Origin of the sequence: Streptomyces sp. NPDC005533 (assembly GCF_042871845.1) — a bacterium.
GTDB lineage: Bacteria > Actinomycetota > Actinomycetes > Streptomycetales > Streptomycetaceae > Streptomyces.
In genome coordinates, this window is record NZ_JBIAJH010000017.1 from 95,797 (window position 1) to 115,286 (window position 19,490).

A 19,490-nucleotide genomic window follows, 5' to 3' on the forward strand; every position below is an offset into this window, starting at 1 on the left:
GCGGCTCACATCAGCGCGACATCACCCGACGTCGGGCGGGCGTCAGACCCCGAACGGGGCCGGGTAGCGGATCGTTCCCGCCGGCACCGGAACGGAGTCGTCCAGCACCAGCGCCATCATCGCCTCGTCCGGGACCTCGAAGGGCGCCCGGATCCCGAAGCGCGACGCCGGTGTGAAACCGAAGCGCGGGTAGTACTCCGGATGCCCGAGCACGAGGACCAGGGACTCCCCGCGCTCCCGGGCCGCCGCGAGCAGGGCCCGTACGACCGCGCTGCCCGCGCCCGAGCGCTGGAACGCGGGAGCGACGGCCACCGGGGCGAGCGCGAGCGCCCGTACCCCGCCGACCTCGCACGCGGTGAGCAGGGCGTGCGCCGCCACCGACCCGTCCGGGGCCTCGGCCACGTACGACAGCCCGGGCAGCCAGGCCCCGTCCGTACGCAGCGCGTCCACGAGGTCCGCCTCCAGCGGGGTCTCGAAGGCCGCCAGATTGACCTCCCGTACGGCGGCCACGTCGGCGGCTGCCTCCGGGCGGGTGGGCCAGGCGTCGCCGTCGCCGGCCGTCACCGGCCGCAGGACGTAGCCCGTGTACCCGTACTCGTGCCCGTGCCGCTCGCGCACGGCGAGCTCCTCGCGGGTCCCGGCCAGGGCCGCGGCCATCGCGGGGGCGTCGGCGCCGTCACCGGACAGGGCACGGACCCGCTCGGCGAGCGGTCCGTAGTACTCGGCCCAGTCCGAGTCGGGCAGGTGGTGCACGCCGAGCACCCGGTACCCGGCGGCCCGGGCGGCCGCGAGGTTGTCGGCGGTGGTGCGCAGCGCGTAGTGCGGGTCCCAGAAGGCGCGGGCGCCCGCGGACGGCTCGGGCACCGTCCACTGGCACTCGGTCAGGACGAGGGTGCCGCCCGGGGCGAGCAGCCGCTTCCACCGCGCGAGCGCGGCGTCGAAGCCGAGGACGTAGGCGGAGCCCTCCGCCCAGACGAGGTCGAAGGAGCCGTCCTCGAAGTCCTCGCCCGTGAGGGCGCCCATGTCCGCCTCGACGGTGCGGACGCGGCCGGCGAGCCCGCGGGCCGCGGCGACCGTGCGGAGCTCTTCGAGGAAGGGGGCGTACAGGTCGACGGCGGTCACCTCGGCGCCGTCGGCACCGCCCGCCTCGGCGGCGAGCAGCAGGGCGCTGCGGCCCGGACCGCAGCCCAGGTCGAGGACGCGCGGCCGCTCGGGCAGCGGTCCGCACAGGGACAGCAGCCGGCGGGTGCTCGCGTCGGAGCCCGGAGCCTGCCGGGGCAGGCCGCGGTGCACGGCGAAGAAGGCCCCGGTGAAGGCGTCGCCGGAGAAGGTGTCGTTTTCGGTGGAGCTGTGGTGGTCGGTCAACGTGAACCCTTGGAACGGGGGCTCCGGCCGACGAGGCCCGGCTGTGTGGTCAGGCCCGGCCGGATGCCCGGAGGAAAGAGGAAAGGGGGATGCACCGGAGTTCGCTGCGCATGGCCGCGACCACTACGACGGTCATCAACCCACCTCTTTCCACTCGACTCGTTCAGGGGCGTGTCCACCGTAACACCGGCGCCGTTTGTGGTACCGCGCCGTGATCACCGATGATGATCGCGACCCGGCCCGGGGCCGCGATAGGGGGCTGATCGGGGCGTAAACGGGTGATGAACCCCTGCTTCCATTCATCCGATAGCCTCTGCCGACGTGCCGCCGCGCCACGGGCGACCGTCCGCAATCCGTTACAAGGAGTGAGTTCGTCTGCCGACCGTCATCCTCACCGGCCTGCCGGTCCCCGGATCACCGCTCACGGACGAGCTGCGCTCCCTCGGCTTCGAGGTCCGCCCCGCCACCGGTCCCGAGGACGCCGCCGCCGCACTGGCCGCCGTACCCGCCGACGAGCGGGTGGCCGTCGTGGACAGCGCCTTCGTCGGGCACGTGCACGCGCTGCGCCTCGCGCTGACCGATCCGCGCTTCGACGCCTGCGCCGTCACCGGCGCCCTCGCCGTCCTGCCCGGTGCCCGTGACGCCCTCGACAAGGCCGCCGCTCTCGCCACCGGAGCCGGAGCCGACGGCCCCGGCCCGTACGCGGACCGGCTCGCCGCCTCGGTCGAGGCAGCCGGGACCGCCGTGCAGCGCCCCGAGCTCGGCACCCTCGTCGCCACGGTCCCCGCCGGTCCCGCGGACCGGGAGGCGGCGACCGCCGCCGTCGCCGCCGTCGACGACGAGGCCGTCCGCCTGCGGACCGCCGTGAAGTCCCGCGACGGCTTCTTCACCACCTTCTTCATCAGCCCGTACTCGCGCTACATCGCCCGCTGGTGCGCGCGCCGCGGCCTCACCCCGAACCAGGTCACCACCGCCTCGCTGATCACCGCGCTGATCGCGGCCGGCTGCGCGGCCACGGGCGAGCGCTGGGGCTACGTGGCGGCCGGCGTGCTGCTCCTGGTCTCCTTCGTCCTGGACTGCACCGACGGGCAGCTCGCCCGTTACTCGCTCCAGTACTCGACGATGGGTGCCTGGCTCGACGCCACCTTCGACCGCGCGAAGGAGTACTCCTTCTACGCGGGCCTCGCGCTCGGCGCCGCCCGGAACGGCGACGACGTCTGGGCCCTGGCGGTCGGCGCGATGATCCTCATGACCTGCCGGCACGTCGTGGACTTCTCCTTCAACGAGGCCAACCACGACGCCACCGCCAACACGAGTCCCACGGCGGCGCTCTCCGACCGGCTCGACAGCGTCGGCTGGACCGTGTGGGTCCGGCGCATGATCATCCTTCCGATCGGTGAGCGCTGGGCGATGATCGCGGTGCTGACCGCCCTCACCACCCCCCGGATCGTCTTCTACGCCCTCCTCGTGGGCTGCGCCTTCGGCGCGCTCTACACCACCGCCGGCCGGGTCCTGCGCTCCCTGACCCGCAAGGCCACCCGCACCGACCGAGCGGCCCAGGCCCTCGCCGACCTCGCCGACTCCGGCCCGCTCGCCGAGCTCCAGGGCCGGCTGCTGCGGGGCCGCGCCGGTTCCTTCGGATCCGTGTACGTGGCCGCCCTCGGCGCGGTGCTGATGATCGGGGCGGCGCTCTGGCTGCCGTTCGGCGACCCGAGGCTGATCGCCGCCGCCGTGATCTACGTCATGGCGTCCGGGGCGGCCGTCGCCGCCCCGCTCAAGGGCGCCCTGGACTGGCTGATCCCGCCGCTGTTCCGGGCCGCCGAGTACGTCACGGTCCTCGTGCTCGCCGCCAAGGCGGACGTCCCCGGAGCCCTTCCGGCGGCATTCGGCCTGATCGCGGCGGTCGCCTACCATCACTACGACACGGTGTACCGCATCCGCGGCGGCACCGGCGCGCCCCCGCACTGGCTGGTGCGGACGATCGGCGGCCACGAAGGCCGGGTCCTGCTGCTCACGGTCCTGGCGGCCGTCCTCGCCTCGCGCGAAGCGGACTTCCCCGTCGCGCTCACGGCCGCGGCCGTGTTCGTGGCACTCGTGGTGCTCGTCGAGAGCATCCGATTCTGGGTCTCCTCCGGAGCACCCGCCGTACATGACGAAGGAGAACCAGCATGATCGGCCTTGTACTCGCTGCCGGTGCCGGACGCCGTCTGCGTCCCTACACCGACACCCTGCCCAAGGCGCTCGTGCCGGTCGGCCCCGAGGGTGACGAGGAGAGCCTGACGGTCCTCGACCTGACCCTGGGCAACTTCGCCGAGGTCGGCCTCACCGAGGTCGCGATCGTCGTCGGCTACCGCAAGGAAGCCGTCTACGCGCGCCGGGAGGCCCTGGAGGCCAAGTACGGCGTCAAGATCACGCTGATCGACAACGACAAGGCCGAGGAGTGGAACAACGCCTACTCCCTGTGGTGCGCGCGTGACGTCCTCAAGCAGGGCGTGATCCTCGCCAACGGCGACACCGTCCACCCGGTCTCCGTCGAGAAGACCCTGCTCGCCGCCCGCGGCAACGGCCAGAAGATCATCCTCGCCCTCGACACGGTCAAGAACCTGGCCGACGAGGAGATGAAGGTCGTCACCGCCGACGGCAGCTCTTCCCGGACCGGCGTGCAGAAGATCACCAAGCTGATGGAGCCCTCCGAGGCCACCGGCGAGTACATCGGCGTCACCCTCATCGAGCCCGAGGCCGCCGAGCAGCTCGCCGAGGCCCTGAAGACCACCTTCGAGCGCGACCCCGACCTCTACTACGAGGACGGCTACCAGCAGCTCGTCAACGACGGCTTCACCATCGACGTGGCCCCCATCGGCGACGTCAAGTGGGTCGAGATCGACAACCACGACGACCTCGCCAAGGGCCGGACGATCGCATGCCAGTACTGACGAGGCTCATCCCCTCGCCCGTCGTCGTCGACATCAGTCGCGGGGCGATGGACGACCTGGCCGGCCTCCTCGCCGACCAGCGGATCTCCGCCTCCGGCAAGCTGGCCATCGCGATCAGCGGAGGCTCCGGCGTGGCGCTGCGCGCCAAGCTGGAGCCCGTCCTGCCGTACGCCGACTGGTACGCCGTCGTCGACGGCACCATCGACTCCGCGGTCAAGCTGGCCGACGACATAAAGGGCCGCCGCTACGACGCCGTCGTGGGCCTGGGCGGCGGCAAGATCATCGACGTGGCGAAGTACGCCGCGGCGCGGGTCGGCCTGCCCATGGTGGCCGTCGCCACCAACCTCTCGCACGACGGCATCTGCTCGCCGGTGTCCATCCTGGACAACGACAACGGCCGCGGCTCCTACGGCGTCCCGACCCCCATCGCCATGGTCATCGACCTCGACGTGATCAAGGAAGCGCCGGTGCGGTTCATCCGCGCCGGCATCGGCGACGCCATCTCCAACATCTCGGCGATCGCCGACTGGGAGCTCTCGCACCGGATCAACGGCGAGCCCGTCGACGGCCTGGCCGCCGCCATGGCCCGTACCGCCGGCGAGTCCGTGCTGCGCCACCCCGGCGGCTGCGGCGACGACGAGTTCCTCACCGTGCTCTCCGAGGCCCTGGTGCTCTCCGGCATCGCCATGTCGATCAGCGGGGACTCCCGCCCGTCGTCCGGCGCCTGCCACGAGATCAGCCACGCCTTCGACCTGCTCTACCCCGGGCGCTCCGCGCTCCACGGCGAGCAGGTCGGCATCGGCGCGGCCTTCGCGATGCACCTGCGCGGGGCCGCCGAGCAGTCCGGCCTCTTCACCGAGGTGCTGCGCCGGCACGGTCTGCCGGTGGCGCCCGAGGAGATCGGTTTCAGCGTCGACGAGTTCGTCACGGCCGTCGAGTACGCCCCCCAGACCCGACCGGGACGTTTCACGATCCTGGAGCACCTCAACCTGTCCGCCGCCGAGATCAGGGACGCTTACGCCGACTATGCCAAGACCATCCGTAGCTGAACTCCGGCCCGTCGTGCACCCGGCGGGCGTCAAGGACCGGGTCAGCGGCGAGCACTGGGGCGGGCGCCTCTACATGCGCGAGATCTCCCTGCGCATCACCCGCCTCCTGGTCACCACCAAGGTCACGCCGAACCAGCTGACCTACGTGATGACCCTCGCCGGCGTCCTCGCACTCCCGGCCCTGCTGGTGCCGGGCGTCCTGGGCGCCGTCCTCGGCGTGGTCGCGGTCCAGCTCTACCTGCTGCTCGACTGCGTCGACGGCGAGGTCGCGCGCTGGAAGAAGCAGTTCTCGCTCTCCGGCGTGTACCTGGACCGGGTCGGCGCCTACCTCTGCGACGCGGCCGTCCTCGTGGGCTTCGGCCTGCGCGCGGCGGACCTGTGGGGCCCCGGGCGGATCGACTGGCTCTGGGCCTTCCTGGGCACCCTCGCGGCGCTCGGCGCGATCCTGATCAAGGCCGAGACCGACCTGGTCGGCGTCGCCCGCCACCAGGCCGGCAAGCCGGTGGTCAAGGACGCGGCGGCCGAGCCGCGCTCGTCCGGCATGGCCCTCGCCCGCCGGGCCGCCGCCGCGCTCAAGTTCCACCGCCTGGTCCTCGGCATCGAGGCCTCGCTGCTCATCCTGGTGCTGGCCGTCCTGGACCAGATGCGCGGCGACCTGTACTGGTCCCGCGTCGGTGTGGCCGTGCTGGCCGGCATCGCGGTGCTCCAGACCGTGCTGCACCTGGTGTCGATCCTGGCCTCCAGCAGGCTCAAGTGACCGCCCCGATGCGGCTGGGCGCCGTGATCATCACCATGGGCAACCGGCCCGACGAGCTCAAGGCGCTCCTCGACTCGGTGGCCCGCCAGGAGGGCGACCCCGTCGAGGTCGTCGTCGTCGGCCAGGGCGTCGAGGTCACCGGCCTGCCCGAGGGTGTGCGCAGCATCACGCTGCCCGAGAACCTGGGCATCCCCGGCGGCCGCAACGTCGGCATCGAGGCCTTCGGCCCCGGCGGCGGCGAGGTCGACGCCCTGCTCTTCCTGGACGACGACGGACTGCTGGAGCGCACCGACACCGCCGAGCTGTGCCGCCAGGCCTTCACGGAGGACCCCGCACTGGGCATCGTCAGCTTCCGGATCGCCGATCCGGACACCGGCGAGACGCAGCGCCGGCACGTGCCGCGGCTGCGCGCCTCGGACCCGATGCGCTCCTCGCGCGTGACCACCTTCCTGGGCGGCGCCAACGCCGTCCGCACGAAGGTGTTCGAGCAGGTCGGAGCGTTGCCGGGAGAGTTCTTCTACGCGCACGAGGAGACCGATCTGGCCTGGCGGGCGCTCGACGCCGGGTGGCTGATCGACTACCGGGCGGACATGGTCCTGCTGCATCCGACCACTGCCCCCTCCCGGCACGCGGTCTACCACCGTATGGTGGCTCGTAACCGGGTGTGGCTCGCCCGCCGCAACCTGCCCGCTCCGCTGGTCCCGGTCTACCTGGGCGTCTGGCTCCTGCTGACGCTCGTACGCAGGCCCTCGGCACCGGCGCTCAAGGCCTGGTTCGGCGGATTCCGCGAGGGATGGACCACTCCCTGCGGACCCCGCCGCCCCATGAGATGGCGTACGGTCTGGCGGTTGACCCGTCTGGGCCGACCACCTGTCATCTGACCGGTCCGCGTCTGGGAACATGGCGCGATCAATGGGCCTCGCACCACCAGCCTGATGCCCACCTGGCCGCATCTTGAAGACGAAAGTTTCAACTTGTGAGTGACACAACCCACGACGGCGCCCTCGCCACGAGCAGGCCGCCGTCCGACGACGCGGGGCTCAGCGCCGCGGAGCTCGCCAGGAAGTACGGCCTCTCCGTCAGCGGTGCCCGGCCCGGCCTGGGCGAGTACGTGCGCCAGCTCTGGGGACGGCGCCACTTCATCATGGCCTTCTCCCGGGCCAAGCTGGTCGCGCAGTACAGCCAGGCGAAGCTCGGCCAGGTCTGGCAGGTGGCGACCCCACTGCTGAACGCGCTGGTCTACTGGCTGATCTTCGCGCTGATCCTGAAGGCGGACCGCGGCATGCCGAAGGGGGTCTACATCCCCTTCCTGGTGATCGGCATCTTCGTCTTCACCTTCACCCAGAGCTCGCTGATGGCGGGTGTCCGGGCGATCCCCGGCAACCTCGGCCTGGTCCGCGCGCTGCACTTCCCGCGCGCCTCCCTGCCGATCTCCTTCTCGATGCAGCAGCTCCAGCAGCTGCTCTACTCGATGATCGTCGTGTTCGTGGTCGTGATGGCCTTCGGGAACTTCCCGCAGCTGTCCTGGCTGCTGGTCATCCCGGTGCTGGTGCTGCAGTTCGTCTTCAACACCGGCCTCGCCATGGTCTTCGCGCGGATGGGTTCCAAGACGCCCGACCTCGCGCAGCTGATGCCGTTCGTCACGCGCACCTGGATGTACGCCTCCGGCGTCATGTTCTCGATCAGCACGATGCTCGAGGACAGGCCCACGTGGATCGCGGACGCGCTCCAGTGGAATCCGGCGGCGATCTACATGGACCTGATCCGCTTCGCGCTGATCGACAACTACGGCGCGGAGAACCTGCCGCCGCACGTCTGGGCCTTCGCCGTCGGCTGGGCCGTCGTGATCGGCCTCGGCGGGTTCGTGTACTTCTGGAAGGCTGAGGAGCGTTACGGCCGTGGCTGAGAACTCCATGGGGCGCGTCCCCACCGTCATCGCCGACGACGTCCACATCGTCTACCGGGTCAACACCGGCAGTTCCGGCAAGGGCAGCGCCACCGCGGCGCTGAGCAAGATAATCCGCCGGGGCAAGGGCGACGCCCCGGGCGTCCGCCGGGTCCACGCCGTGCGCGGCGTCTCCTTCACGGCGTACCGCGGCGAGGCGATCGGCCTGATCGGTTCCAACGGTTCCGGCAAGTCGACCCTGCTGCGCGCCATCGCGGGCCTGCTGCCCTGCGAGGCCGGCAAGGTCTACACCGACGGCCAGCCCTCGCTGCTGGGTGTCAACGCGGCGCTGATGAACGACCTGACCGGTGAGCGCAACATCGTCCTCGGCGGTCTCGCGATGGGCATGAGCCGCGAGCAGATCAAGGAGCGCTACCAGGGCATCGTCGACTTCTCGGGCATCAACGAGAAGGGCGACTTCATCTCCCTGCCGATGCGCACCTACTCCTCCGGCATGGCGGCGCGACTGCGCTTCTCCATCGCGGCGGCCAAGGACCACGACGTCCTGATGATCGACGAGGCCCTGGCCACCGGTGACCGCAGCTTCCAGGTGCGTTCGGAGAACCGCATCCGCGAACTGCGGGAGAAGGCCGGCACGGTCTTCCTCGTGAGCCACAACAACAAGTCCATCCGCGACACCTGTGACCGGGTGCTGTGGCTGGAAAAGGGCGAGCTCCTGATGGACGGGCCCACCGAGGAAGTCGTCTCGGCCTACGAGAAGGCCTCCAACGGCTGACCTCCGGGTCGCAGGGCGCCCCGCGCGGCGCTCGTCCGCTCCTCCCGAAGGCCCCCGCTGCCGTGCGTGGTGGGGGCCTTCGGCGTGCTTTCGCATTCCGCTGCGACATTCGACGCCGGAGCGAATACCCCAGAGGCCTCCGCGGCGTTCTACAGCGTAAGCTGAAGCGGTCCTGAATCGCGGCAAGAGGGGACGATTCCCCGCAGGTGAACGGCCCTGGGGCAGCCCCGGGGAAATCCCGGCGGCGTGTCCGAAATAGGATGTATTGGGTCGGCAGTGTAGAACGGGAGATGTGACGGCAATGGCTACGGGAATTCTCCGGCCCCCAGGCACGACGGCCGTCCCCGCCCCGGGCGGCGGGCGGTGACCGCGGCGCACGGCATCCGGCCCTCGTCCGACACGGTCCACGTGAGCGCCACCCTCGACAAGGCGGCGGCGGAGAACTTCCCCGTCGCCCCCGCCTTCCTCCCGCGCGCCTGGCGCGACGGGCTGACGGCCGTCTACGGATACGCCCGCCTCGTCGACGACATCGGCGACGGCGACCTCGCACCCGGCGGACGCGACGCCGTGCTCCTCGGCCTCGACCCGGCCGCGGCCGACGACCGGCTCGCCATGCTCGACGCCTTCGAGGCCGACCTGCGCCGCGTGTTCGGCGGCACGGACGGCCCCCCGCGGCACCCGCTGCTGCTCGCCCTCCAGCCCGTGGTCCGCGCCCACGACCTCACCCCCGAGCCCTTCCTCGGGCTCATCGAGGCCAACCGCCAGGACCAGCGGGTCACCCGCTACGAGACCTACGGGGACCTGGCCGGCTACTGCGAGCTCTCCGCCAACCCGGTGGGTCGCCTCGTGCTCTCGCTCACCGGCACCAGCACCCCCGAGCGCGTCCGCCGCTCCGACGCCGTCTGCACCGCCCTGCAGATCGTCGAGCACATCCAGGACGTCGCCGAGGACCTCGGCAACGACCGGATCTACCTGCCCGCCGAGGACATGCGGCGCTTCCACGTGAGCGAGGCCGACCTGGCGGCCCCGTCCGCCGGAGCGTCCGTACGCTCCCTGGTCGCATTCGAAACTGAGCGCGCACGCGAGCTGCTGAATGAAGGCACCCCGCTCGTGGGTAGCGTGCACGGCAGACTCCGGCTGCTGCTCGCGGGTTTCGTGGGAGGAGGGCGCGCAGCCCTGCGAGCCGTCACCGCCGCCGGCTTCGACGTACTCCCCGGCCCGCCCAAGCCCACCAAGAGCGGCCTGCTCCGCGAGGTTGCCGCCGTCCTGCGCACAGCGCCGAGAAAGGGGTGAGCCCGACCGTGGAGGGCCCCACACACGCGTCCGCACCGGCTGCGATGTCCGCACCGATTTCGGCGGCCTACAGCTACTGCGAGGCCGTCACCGGTTCACAGGCGCGCAATTTCGCGTACGGCATCCGGCTGCTGCCCACCGACAAGCGGCAGGCCATGTCGGCGCTGTACGCCTTCTCGCGGCGCGTCGACGACATCGGCGACGGCACGCTGGCACCCGAGGCCAAGCTGGCCCGGCTGGAGGAGACCCGCGCCCTGCTCGGGCGGGTCCGGGCCGAGGAGATCGACGAGGACGACACCGACCCGGTCGCCGTCGCCCTCGCGCACGCCGCCCGCCGCTTCCCGATCCCGCTCGGCGGCCTCGACGAACTCATCGACGGCGTCCTGATGGACGTCCGTGGCGAGACCTACGAGACCTGGGACGACCTCAAGGTCTACTGCCGCTGCGTGGCCGGGGCCATCGGCCGGCTCTCGCTCGGCGTCTTCGGCACCACGGCCGGCGCGGCCGACTCCGAGCGCGCCGCCGAGTACGCCGACACCCTCGGCCTCGCCCTGCAACTCACCAACATCCTCCGCGACGTTCGCGAGGACGCGGGCAACGGACGCACCTACCTGCCGGCCGAGGAACTCGCCAAGTTCGGCTGCTCGGAAGGCTTCCAGGGCGACCGGGCGCCCGCCGGCTCCGACTTCGCCGGGCTGGTCCACCACGAAGTCCGGCGCGCCCGCGCCCTGTTCGTCGAGGGTTACCGGCTGCTGCCCATGCTCGACCGGCGCAGCGGCGCCTGCGTGGCCGCCATGGCCGGCATCTACCGCCGCCTCCTCGACCGCATCGAGCGGGAGCCGGAGGCGGTGCTGCGCGGCCGCGTCTCGCTGCCCCCGCACGAGAAGGCGTACGTCGCCGTGCGCGGCCTGTCCGGCCTCGACGCACGGACCATCTCCCGCCAGAGCACGCGGAGGCGGCCCTGATGGCTCCCCCCACCCGGACCCCGGCGACGGCCCCGGCATGCGCGGCCGAGCCGCACGGGGCCGTACGGGCCGGCCGTACGCCGGTGTCCGTCACCGCGCGCCGCGCCGGCGGGACCGCCGCGGGCCCGCACGGCGCCCGGGCAACCAGCCGCCCGGCGGGCGCGTCTCTTCCCGCGGGCTCCGACCGCGCCGGGCGGGCCGCCGGACACGGGGCGGCCCCGGCCGCTCAGGACCGACCGGCCGGCCAGGAGGGCCACCGGACCACGGGGGAGGGCGCATGACCGGCACCGAGCACCACGCCGTCGTCGTCGGCGGCGGCCTCGCCGGGGTCACCACCGCCCTCGAACTCGCCGACGCCGGGCTCCGCGTCACCCTCCTCGAAGGCCGCCCCCGGCTCGGCGGCCTCGCCTTCTCCTTCAAGCGCGGCGACCTGAACGTCGACAACGGCCAGCACGTCTACCTGCGGTGCTGCACCGCCTACCGGTGGTTCCTCGACCGCGTCGAAGGCGCCGCCCTCGCCCCCCTCCAGGACCGGCTCGACGTACCCGTACTCGACGTCGCCCACCCCGGCGGACCGCGCCTGGGACGGCTGCGGCGCAGCGCCCTGCCCGTGCCCCTGCACCTGGCCGGTTCGCTGGCCCGCTACCCGCACCTGTCCCTCGCGGAGCGCGCGGGCGTCGGCCGCGCCGCCCTCGCACTGCGCCGCCTCGATCCCGCCGACCCGGCCCTGGACGGCCTGGACTTCGCGACCTGGCTCGGCCGCTACGGCCAGAGCCCGCGTGCCATCGAAGCCCTGTGGGACCTCGTCGGCATCGCCACCCTCAACGCCACCGCCGGCCAGTCCTCGCTGGGCCTGGCCGCCATGGTCTTCAAGACCGGCCTGCTCTCCGAGAACGGCGCCGCCGACATCGGCTGGGCCCACGTACCGCTGGGCGACCTGCACGACGGGCTCGCCCGCAAGGCCCTCGACGCGGCCGGCGTCCGCACCGAGCTGCGCACCCGGGTCACCGGCATCTCCCGTACCGCCGAAGGGAACTGGCGGATCGACACCGAGGACGAGTCCCTCGACGCCGCCGCGGTCGTCCTGGCCGTCCCGCAGCGCGAGGCGCACGGACTGCTGCCGGCCGGCGCCCTCGCCGACCCCGACAAGCTCCTCGACATCGGCACCGCGCCCATCCTCAACGTCCACGTCGTCTACGAACGCAAGGTGCTCAAGCAGCCCTTCTTCGCCGCACTCGGATCCCCGGTGCAGTGGGTCTTCGACCGCACCGAGTCCTCCGGACTCCCCGACGGCGGCCAGTACCTGGCGCTTTCCCAGTCCGCGGCCCAGGACGACATCGACGAGCCCGTCTCGGTCCTGCGCGCCAAGTACCTGCCCGAGCTGGAGCGGCTGCTCCCCGCAGCCCGGGGCGCCAAGGTACGGGACTTCTTCGTCACCCGGGAGCGGACGGCCACCTTCGCCCCCACCCCCGGGGTCGGCCGGCTGCGCCCCGGGGCGCGCACCGACACGCCGGGGCTCTACCTGGCCGGTGCGTGGACTGCCACCGGTTGGCCCGCGACCATGGAGGGCGCCGTCCGGAGCGGAATGAGCGCGGCGCACGCCGCACTCGCCGCGCTCGGCCGCCACCGCGACCACCCTCTCCAGGAGGCGGCATGACGATCACCACGAGCACGACGAGCATCACCAGCAACACCGGCACAGCAGGTACAGGAACAAGAGGAGAGCCAGTGAACCCGGGGAATCCGGCCGTCGAGAACACGGATGCCAGTACGGGCACGGCCGGAAGGGGCGCGGAGAAGGCGGACACGATCGCCCTCCTGGAGCGTGGCCGCACACTGTCGACCCCCGTGCTCCGCGCCGCCGTGGACCGGCTCGCCGCGCCCATGGACACCGTCGCCGCCTACCACTTCGGCTGGATCGACGCCCAGGGCAACGCCGCGGACGGCGACGGCGGCAAGGCCGTGCGCCCCGCCCTCGCGCTGCTCTCCGCCGAGGCGGCGGGCGCCGCGGCCGAGGTCGGCATCCCGGGCGCCGTCGCCGTCGAGCTCGTGCACAACTTCTCGCTGCTGCACGACGACCTGATGGACGGCGACGAGCAGCGCCGCCACCGCGACACGGTGTGGAAGGTGCACGGCCCCGCCCTCGCGATCCTCGTCGGCGACGCCCTCTTCGCCCTCGCCAACGAGGTGCTGCTGGAGCTCGGCACCGTCGAGGCCGGCCGGGCGACCCGCCGGCTGACCACCGCCAGCCGCAAGCTCATCGACGGCCAGGCACAGGACATCTCCTACGAGCACCGCGAGCGCGTCAGCGTCGAGGAGTGCCTGGAGATGGAGGGCAACAAGACCGGCGCGCTGCTCGCCTGCGCCGTCTCCATCGGCGCCGTGCTCGGCGGCGCGGACGACCGTACCGCCGACAAGCTGGAGGAGTACGGCTACCACCTGGGACTCGCCTTCCAGGCCGTCGACGACCTGCTCGGCATCTGGGGCGACCCGGAGGCCACCGGCAAGCAGACCTGGAGCGACCTGCGCCAGCGCAAGAAGTCCCTGCCGGTGGTCGCCGCCCTCGCCGCCGGCGGCCCGGCCTCCGAGCAGCTCGCCGAACTGCTCGCCACGGACGCCAAGGCCAGCGACTTCGAGAACTTCTCGGAGGAGGAGTTCGCGGCCCGCGCGGCGCTCATCGAGGAGGCCGGCGGCCGCCAGTGGACCGCCGACGAGGCACGCCGCCAGCACGCCATCGCGATCCGGGCCCTCGACGACGTCGACATGCCGCAGCGCGTGCGCGAACAGCTCGTGGACCTCGCCGACTTCGTCGTCGTGCGCAAGAGGTGACCGCCACCCGACAGCGGATATGAATCGCGAGTCGCCGGCCGGCGCCGCCACCTGAGCGTGGCGCGCACCGGCCGACGGCGGACCCCAGCACAGCAGAGGACACTGTTCTAAGGGGAAGCCATGACAGCGACGACCGACGGCAGCGCCGAGGGCGCTGCTGCGGGCAGCGAATCGGCCCCGGGCCTCCCGGCGGTCCCCGCCGTGGGACACGCCCGCGGCCCGGCCGCCGAAGCGGGGCCCCCGGCCCCGCCCCACGCGGTGCGGCCCGGCCTACGGGCCGAGTACGGCGACGCGCCCGGCGCCGCCGGCCCGCGCGCCGACTACGGCCCCCCGGGCGCGCCCGGAGCCGGCGGCGGCCGGATCCGCGTGGGCACGGCCGGGGACCGGCCGCCGGGCCCGGCGCGGCCACCGGGCGCAGCGGCGCCCGGCTTCGGCCCGGCGGCCGGTCCACCGGACGGGCTCGGGGCCCGCGTGCGCGTGAGCGTGCTCGCGGACGCGCCCCCCGGCCCGGGACCCGACCGGGCGGGCACGGCCCGGACGGCCGCGGACCTGCACGAGCCGCCGGACGGCGCCCCGCCCGGGGTGTACGAGGCCACCGCGCGGGCGACCCGGCACCTGCTGGACCGCCAGGACCCCGAGGGCTGGTGGAAGGGCGACCTGGAGACCAACGTCACCATGGACGCCGAGGACCTCCTGCTGCGGCAGTTCCTCGGCATCCGGGACGAGGCCACCACCCGGGCCGCCGCCCTCTTCATCCGCGGCGAGCAGCGGGAGGACGGCACCTGGGCCACCTTCCACGACGGGCCGCCCGAACTGTCCGCCACCATCGAGGCCTACGTCGCGCTCCGCCTCGCCGGGGACGCCCCGGACGCCCCGCACATGGCCCGCGCCTCGGCCTGGATCCGGGCCCACGGCGGGATCGCCGCCGCCCGCGTCTTCACCCGGATCTGGCTGGCCCTCTTCGGCTGGTGGAGCTGGGAGCACCTGCCCGAACTCCCGCCCGAGCTGGTGTTCCTGCCGCCCTCGGTGCCCCTGAACATCTACGACTTCGGCTGCTGGGCCCGCCAGACGATCGTGCCGCTCACCGTGGTCTCCGCGCTGCGCCCCGTCCGCCCGGCCCCCTTCGCCCTCGACGAGCTGCACACCGACGCACGGGTGCCGAACCCCGCCAGGCGCCCCGCCCCGCTGACCACGTGGGAGGGCGCCTTCCAGCGGATGGACAAGGCCCTGCACGTCTACCGGCGGTTCGCCCCGCGCCGACTGCGCAAGGCCGCGATGGCCACCGCCGGCCGCTGGATCGTCGAGCGGCAGGAGAACGACGGCTGCTGGGGCGGGATCCAGCCGCCCGCCGTGTACTCCGTCATCGCCCTGCACCTGCTCGGCTACGACCTCGGGCACCCGGTGATGCGCGCCGGACTGGAGTCCCTGGACCGCTTCGCGGTGTGGCGCGAGGACGGCGCCCGGATGATCGAGGCCTGTCAGTCCCCCGTGTGGGACACCTGCCTGGCCGCCATCGCCCTCGCCGACGCGGGCCTGCACCCCGCTCACCCGGCGCTCGTCAAGGCCGCCGACTGGATGCTCGGCGAGGAGATCACCCGCACCGGGGACTGGGCCGTGCGGCGGCCGGGGCTGGCCCCCGGCGGCTGGGCGTTCGAGTTCCACAACGACACCTACCCCGACATCGACGACACCGCCGAGGTCGTCCTCGCACTGCGCCGCATCCAGCACCCGGACCCGGCCCGCGTCGAGGGGGCCATCGCCCGCGGGGTGTCCTGGAACCTCGGCATGCAGTCGAAGGACGGCGGCTGGGGCGCCTTCGACGCCGACAACACCAGCCCCTTCCCGAACCGGCTGCCCTTCTGCGACTTCGGCGAGGTCATCGACCCGCCCTCGGCCGACGTCACCGCCCACGTCGTGGAGATGCTCGCCTTCGAGGGCCGGTCCGGTGACGCCCGGACCCGGCGCGGCATCGCCTGGCTGCTCGCCGAACAGGAGGCGAACGGCTCCTGGTTCGGCCGCTGGGGCACCAACTACGTCTACGGCACCGGCTCGGTGGTCCCGGCACTCGTCGCCGCCGGCATCCCGCCCGCGCATCCAGCCGTCCGCAGGGCCGTGCGCTGGCTGGAGACCGTACAGAACGAGGACGGCGGCTGGGGCGAGGACCAGCGCTCCTACAAGGACCCGTCCTGGGCCGGGAAGGGGGCCTCCACCGCCTCGCAGACCGCGTGGGCGCTGATGGCCCTGCTGTCGGCCGGGGAGCGGGACGGCAAGGCCGTCGAACGGGGCATCGGCTACCTGGTGGAGACGCAGCGGGAGGACGGCTCCTGGGACGAGCCGCACTTCACCGGCACCGGCTTCCCCTGGGACTTCTCCATCAACTACCACCTGTACCGGCAGGTGTTCCCGCTGACCGCGCTCGGCCGCTACCTGTACGGGGAACCGTTCGCCCCCGGCGGGGCCGTCTGATGTCCGCCGCACCACGGCGGAGCAAGGGGGAAGGGGCCGCGAACCCCGACCCGCTGCTGGTCGCCTGCGCGCTGCGCATCGAGCAGGCGGCGCTGCGCAGCGCCGGGCCCACATCGGCCCGCGCCCCGGCCGGGAGCTACGCCCTGCTGCGCACCGGAATCGGCCCGCGCGCGGCCGAGCGGGCCGTCGCCCGGGCACTGGACCGGCCCGGGATGGACCGGGCCGCCGTCCTCGCCACCGGCTTCTGCGCCGGCCTGGTCCCCGGGATGCACCCGGGCGACCTGGTCGTCGCCGAGGAGACCCGGGACCGGCAGGGCGCCGTCACCTGCACCGGCACCGCCCTGCTCGCCGAGGCACTGGCCCGTGCCGCGCCCGGCCGGACCGTGCACACCGGCGCACTGACCGGATCCGACCACGTCGTCCGCGGCCAGGAGCGCGCGCAGCTGCGCGCCACCGGCGCCATCGCGGTCGACATGGAGTCCGCGGCCACCCTGTGGACCGCCACCCGCGCCGGGCCCTCCCCGGGCGGCGGCCGCCCGGTTGCGGCCGTCCGGGTGATCGTGGACGCTCCGGAGCACGAGCTCGTCCGTATCGGCACGGTCCGCGGGGGAATATCGGCCTTCCGTGTTCTGCGTGCCGTACTGCCCGCGTTTTACGAATGGCACCGTTCTTTGCTGCTCCCCAGGAGGTGAGCCAGATGGCCATGCCGCTGCGCCAGTCCATCAGGGTCGGGACCTATCTTCTCGAACAAAAGCTCCGCAAGCGTGAGAAGTTCCCGCTGATCGTCGAGCTGGAACCGCTCTACGCGTGCAACCTGGCCTGTGAGGGGTGCGGGAAGATCCAGCATCCGGCCGGGGTGCTCAAGCAGCGCATGCCGGTCGCCCAGGCGGTCGGCGCCGTGCTGGAGTCCGGCGCGCCGATGGTGTCCATCGCGGGTGGCGAGCCCTTGATGCACCCGCAGATCCACGAGATCGTCCGACAGTTGGTGGCGCGGCGGAAGTACGTCTTCCTCTGCACCAACGCGATGCTCCTGCGCAAGAAGATCGAGAAATTCACCCCTTCCCCCTATTTCGCCTTCGCCGTGCACATCGACGGCCTGCGCGAGCGCCACGACGAGTCCGTGGCCAAGGAAGGCGTCTTCGACGAGGCGGTCGCGGCCATCAAGGAGGCGAAGAAGCGCGGCTTCCGGGTGACCACCAACTCCACCTTCTTCAACACGGACACCCCGCAGACGATCATCGAGGTACTCAACTACCTCAATGACGACCTCCAGGTCGACGAGATGATGATCTCCCCGGCCTACGCCTATGAAAAGGCTCCCGACCAGGAACACTTCCTCGGCGTCGACCAGACGAGGGAACTCTTCAGGAAGGCGTTCGCGGGCGGCAACCGGCGGCGCTGGCGGCTCAACCACTCGCCGCTCTTCCTGGACTTCCTCGAAGGGAAGGCCGATTTCCCCTGCACGGCCTGGGCCATTCCCAATTACTCCCTCTTCGGCTGGCAGCGCCCCTGCTATCTGATGAGCGACGGCTACGTGCCGACGTACCGGGAACTGATCAACGACACCGACTGGAGCAAGTACGGCCGCGGAAAGGACCCACGCTGCGCGAACTGCATGGCGCACTGCGGCTACGAGCCCACCGCCGTCCTCGCCACCATGGGCTCCCTCAAGGAATCCCTGCGGGCGGCCCGGGAGACGATCGGCGGCAACCGGGACACGTCGGCATGACCCCGGCGGAGGAGGGAGCGGGCGCCCGGGGCGAGGGCTTCGACCTCGGCGCCCTGCTCGCCGCGCGCGGAGGGGAGCGGTACGAGCTGCACGCCCGCCACCTCAACCACCAACTGCCCCGCATGCTGCACACCATCGGCTTCGACAAGGTCTACGAGCGGGCTGAGGGCGCCCACTTCTGGGACGCCGAGGGCAACGACTACCTCGACATGCTGGCCGGCTTCGGCGTCATGGGCCTGGGCCGCCACCACCCCGTGGTCCGCCGGGCCCTGCACGACGTACTGGACGCGCAGCTCGCCGACCTCACCCGCTTCGACTGCCAGCCGCTGCCCGGGCTGCTGGCCGAGAAGCTGCTCTCGTACAGTCCGCATCTGGACCGGCTCTTCTTCGGCAACAGCGGCACCGAGGCCGTGGAGACCGCCCTGAAGTTCGCCCGGTACGCCACCGGGCGGCCCAGGATCCTCTACTGCGACCACGCCTTCCACGGCCTGACCACCGGCTCCCTGTCGGTGAACGGGGAGGGCGGGTTCCGCGACGGCTTCGCCCCCCTCCTCCCCGACACGAAGATCGCCCTGGGGGACCTGGGCGCCCTGGAGCGGGAGCTCCGCAAGGGCGACGTCGCCGCCTTCGTGGTCGAGCCGATCCAGGGCAAGGGGGTCCTGGAGGCCCCGCCCGGGTTCCTGCTCGCCGCGCAGGAACTGCTGCACCGGCACAAGGCGCTGCTGATCGCGGACGAGGTGCAGACCGGCCTCGGACGTACCGGTGACTTCTACGCCCACCAGCACGAGCCGGGCGTGGAACCGGACCTCGTGTGCGTGGCCAAGGCGCTGTCGGGCGGTTACGTGCCGGTCGGCGCCACCCTGGGCAAGGACTGGATCTTCAAGAAGGTCTACTCGTCCATGGACCGGGTGCTCGTGCACTCCGCGAGCTTCGGGTCCAACGCGCAGGCGATGGCGGCCGGCCTGGCCGTGCTGTCGGTCATGGAGGACGAGGAGCTCGTCGCGCACGCCCGGGCGACGGGGGACCTGCTGCGCGGGCGGCTCGCGGCCATGGTGGACGAGTACGAGCTGCTGCACGAGGTGCGGGGGCGCGGGCTGATGATCGGCATCGAGTTCGGCCGGCCGTCCTCGCTGGGGCTGCGCAGCCGCTGGACGATGCTTCAGGCGGCCCGCAAGGGGCTCTTCGCCCAGATGGTCGTGGTGCCCCTGCTCCAGAAGCACCGCATCCTCACCCAGGTCTCCGGGGACCACCTGGAGGTCATCAAGCTCATTCCGCCGCTGGTCGTGGACGAGCGGGACGTCGACCGCTTCGTCGGCGCCTTCCGCGCGGTCATGGACGAGGCGCACGGCGGGTCCGGGCTGATGTGGGACTTCGGCAGGACGCTGGTGAAGCAGGCCGTCGCCCAGCGCTGACGGCCCGCTCC

18 protein-coding genes are annotated in these 19,490 nt (G+C 72.5%); 16 read left to right on the top strand and 2 right to left on the bottom strand.

The window, feature by feature from the left end; translation table 11 throughout:
* Positions 1 to 42 precede the first annotated feature (42 nt).
* The gene (locus ACFYP3_RS19145; RefSeq protein WP_388833610.1) at positions 43 to 1,365 is read right to left on the bottom strand and encodes a GNAT family N-acetyltransferase; all 1,323 of its coding nucleotides are present in this window, start codon (positions 1,363 to 1,365) and stop codon (positions 43 to 45) included.
* 414 nt (positions 1,366 to 1,779) lie between these two features.
* A complete protein-coding gene (locus ACFYP3_RS19150; protein ID WP_362852378.1) occupies positions 1,780 to 1,917 on the bottom strand; it encodes a hypothetical protein in 138 nt (45 codons plus the stop codon).
* Here ACFYP3_RS19150 and ACFYP3_RS19155 point away from each other — a divergent pair.
* The 16 genes from ACFYP3_RS19155 (at position 1,894) to ACFYP3_RS19230 (ending at position 19,479) form a co-directional block, all read left to right on the top strand.
* Complete coding sequence (locus ACFYP3_RS19155; RefSeq protein ID WP_388833613.1) at positions 1,894 to 3,537, top strand: DUF5941 domain-containing protein; 1,644 nt, start codon at positions 1,894 to 1,896, stop codon at positions 3,535 to 3,537. The two genes, ACFYP3_RS19150 and ACFYP3_RS19155, sit on opposite strands and share 24 nt — an antisense overlap.
* Positions 3,534 to 4,298, top strand: coding sequence for a sugar phosphate nucleotidyltransferase (locus tag ACFYP3_RS19160; RefSeq protein ID WP_388833615.1), 765 nt, complete (start codon positions 3,534 to 3,536; stop codon positions 4,296 to 4,298). The genes ACFYP3_RS19155 and ACFYP3_RS19160 overlap by 4 nt, the downstream gene beginning before the upstream one ends.
* The gene (locus ACFYP3_RS19165) at positions 4,286 to 5,347 is read left to right on the top strand and encodes an iron-containing alcohol dehydrogenase family protein (protein WP_388833617.1); all 1,062 of its coding nucleotides are present in this window, start codon (positions 4,286 to 4,288) and stop codon (positions 5,345 to 5,347) included. Before ACFYP3_RS19160 ends, ACFYP3_RS19165 begins: the two co-directional genes overlap by 13 nt.
* Complete coding sequence (locus tag ACFYP3_RS19170) at positions 5,325 to 6,104, top strand: CDP-alcohol phosphatidyltransferase family protein (protein ID WP_388833620.1); 780 nt, start codon at positions 5,325 to 5,327, stop codon at positions 6,102 to 6,104. Before ACFYP3_RS19165 ends, ACFYP3_RS19170 begins: the two co-directional genes overlap by 23 nt.
* An 8-nt stretch (positions 6,105 to 6,112) precedes the next feature.
* On the top strand, positions 6,113 to 6,985 hold the full coding sequence (locus ACFYP3_RS19175; RefSeq protein ID WP_388833800.1) for a glycosyltransferase family 2 protein: 873 nt from the start codon (positions 6,113 to 6,115) through the stop codon (positions 6,983 to 6,985).
* Positions 6,986 to 7,080: 95 nt separating this feature from the next.
* A complete protein-coding gene (locus tag ACFYP3_RS19180) occupies positions 7,081 to 8,010 on the top strand; it encodes an ABC transporter permease (protein WP_388833622.1) in 930 nt (309 codons plus the stop codon).
* A gap of 7 nt (positions 8,011 to 8,017) precedes the next feature.
* Positions 8,018 to 8,785, top strand: coding sequence for an ABC transporter ATP-binding protein (locus tag ACFYP3_RS19185; protein WP_362798131.1), 768 nt, complete (start codon positions 8,018 to 8,020; stop codon positions 8,783 to 8,785).
* Between the two features lie 363 nt (positions 8,786 to 9,148).
* On the top strand, positions 9,149 to 10,078 hold the full coding sequence (hpnC, locus tag ACFYP3_RS19190; protein WP_388833625.1) for a squalene synthase HpnC: 930 nt from the start codon (positions 9,149 to 9,151) through the stop codon (positions 10,076 to 10,078).
* 44 nt (positions 10,079 to 10,122) lie between these two features.
* Positions 10,123 to 11,043, top strand: coding sequence for a presqualene diphosphate synthase HpnD (gene hpnD / locus ACFYP3_RS19195; RefSeq protein WP_388833628.1), 921 nt, complete (start codon positions 10,123 to 10,125; stop codon positions 11,041 to 11,043).
* A complete protein-coding gene (locus tag ACFYP3_RS19200) occupies positions 11,043 to 11,324 on the top strand; it encodes a hypothetical protein (protein ID WP_388833631.1) in 282 nt (93 codons plus the stop codon). The genes hpnD and ACFYP3_RS19200 overlap by 1 nt, the downstream gene beginning before the upstream one ends.
* Positions 11,321 to 12,700 (top strand): hydroxysqualene dehydroxylase HpnE, encoded by a 1,380-nt coding sequence (gene hpnE, locus ACFYP3_RS19205; protein WP_388833633.1) that lies wholly within the window; start codon positions 11,321 to 11,323, stop codon positions 12,698 to 12,700. The genes ACFYP3_RS19200 and hpnE overlap by 4 nt, the downstream gene beginning before the upstream one ends.
* Positions 12,697 to 13,872, top strand: coding sequence for a polyprenyl synthetase family protein (locus ACFYP3_RS19210; protein ID WP_388833636.1), 1,176 nt, complete (start codon positions 12,697 to 12,699; stop codon positions 13,870 to 13,872). The genes hpnE and ACFYP3_RS19210 overlap by 4 nt, the downstream gene beginning before the upstream one ends.
* Before the next feature lie 120 nt (positions 13,873 to 13,992).
* Positions 13,993 to 16,338 (top strand): squalene--hopene cyclase, encoded by a 2,346-nt coding sequence (gene shc / locus ACFYP3_RS19215; protein WP_388833639.1) that lies wholly within the window; start codon positions 13,993 to 13,995, stop codon positions 16,336 to 16,338.
* On the top strand, positions 16,338 to 17,030 hold the full coding sequence (locus ACFYP3_RS19220) for a 1-hydroxy-2-methyl-2-butenyl 4-diphosphate reductase (RefSeq protein ID WP_388833642.1): 693 nt from the start codon (positions 16,338 to 16,340) through the stop codon (positions 17,028 to 17,030). Before shc ends, ACFYP3_RS19220 begins: the two co-directional genes overlap by 1 nt.
* Positions 17,031 to 17,035: 5 nt before the next feature.
* Positions 17,036 to 18,067 carry an adenosyl-hopene transferase HpnH gene (gene hpnH, locus ACFYP3_RS19225; protein ID WP_388833645.1) on the top strand — a complete coding sequence of 344 codons (1,032 nt, stop codon included), beginning with the start codon at positions 17,036 to 17,038 and terminating at the stop codon, positions 18,065 to 18,067.
* On the top strand, positions 18,064 to 19,479 hold the full coding sequence (locus tag ACFYP3_RS19230) for an aspartate aminotransferase family protein (protein WP_388833647.1): 1,416 nt from the start codon (positions 18,064 to 18,066) through the stop codon (positions 19,477 to 19,479). Before hpnH ends, ACFYP3_RS19230 begins: the two co-directional genes overlap by 4 nt.
* The last annotated feature ends 11 nt before the right edge of the window (positions 19,480 to 19,490 follow it).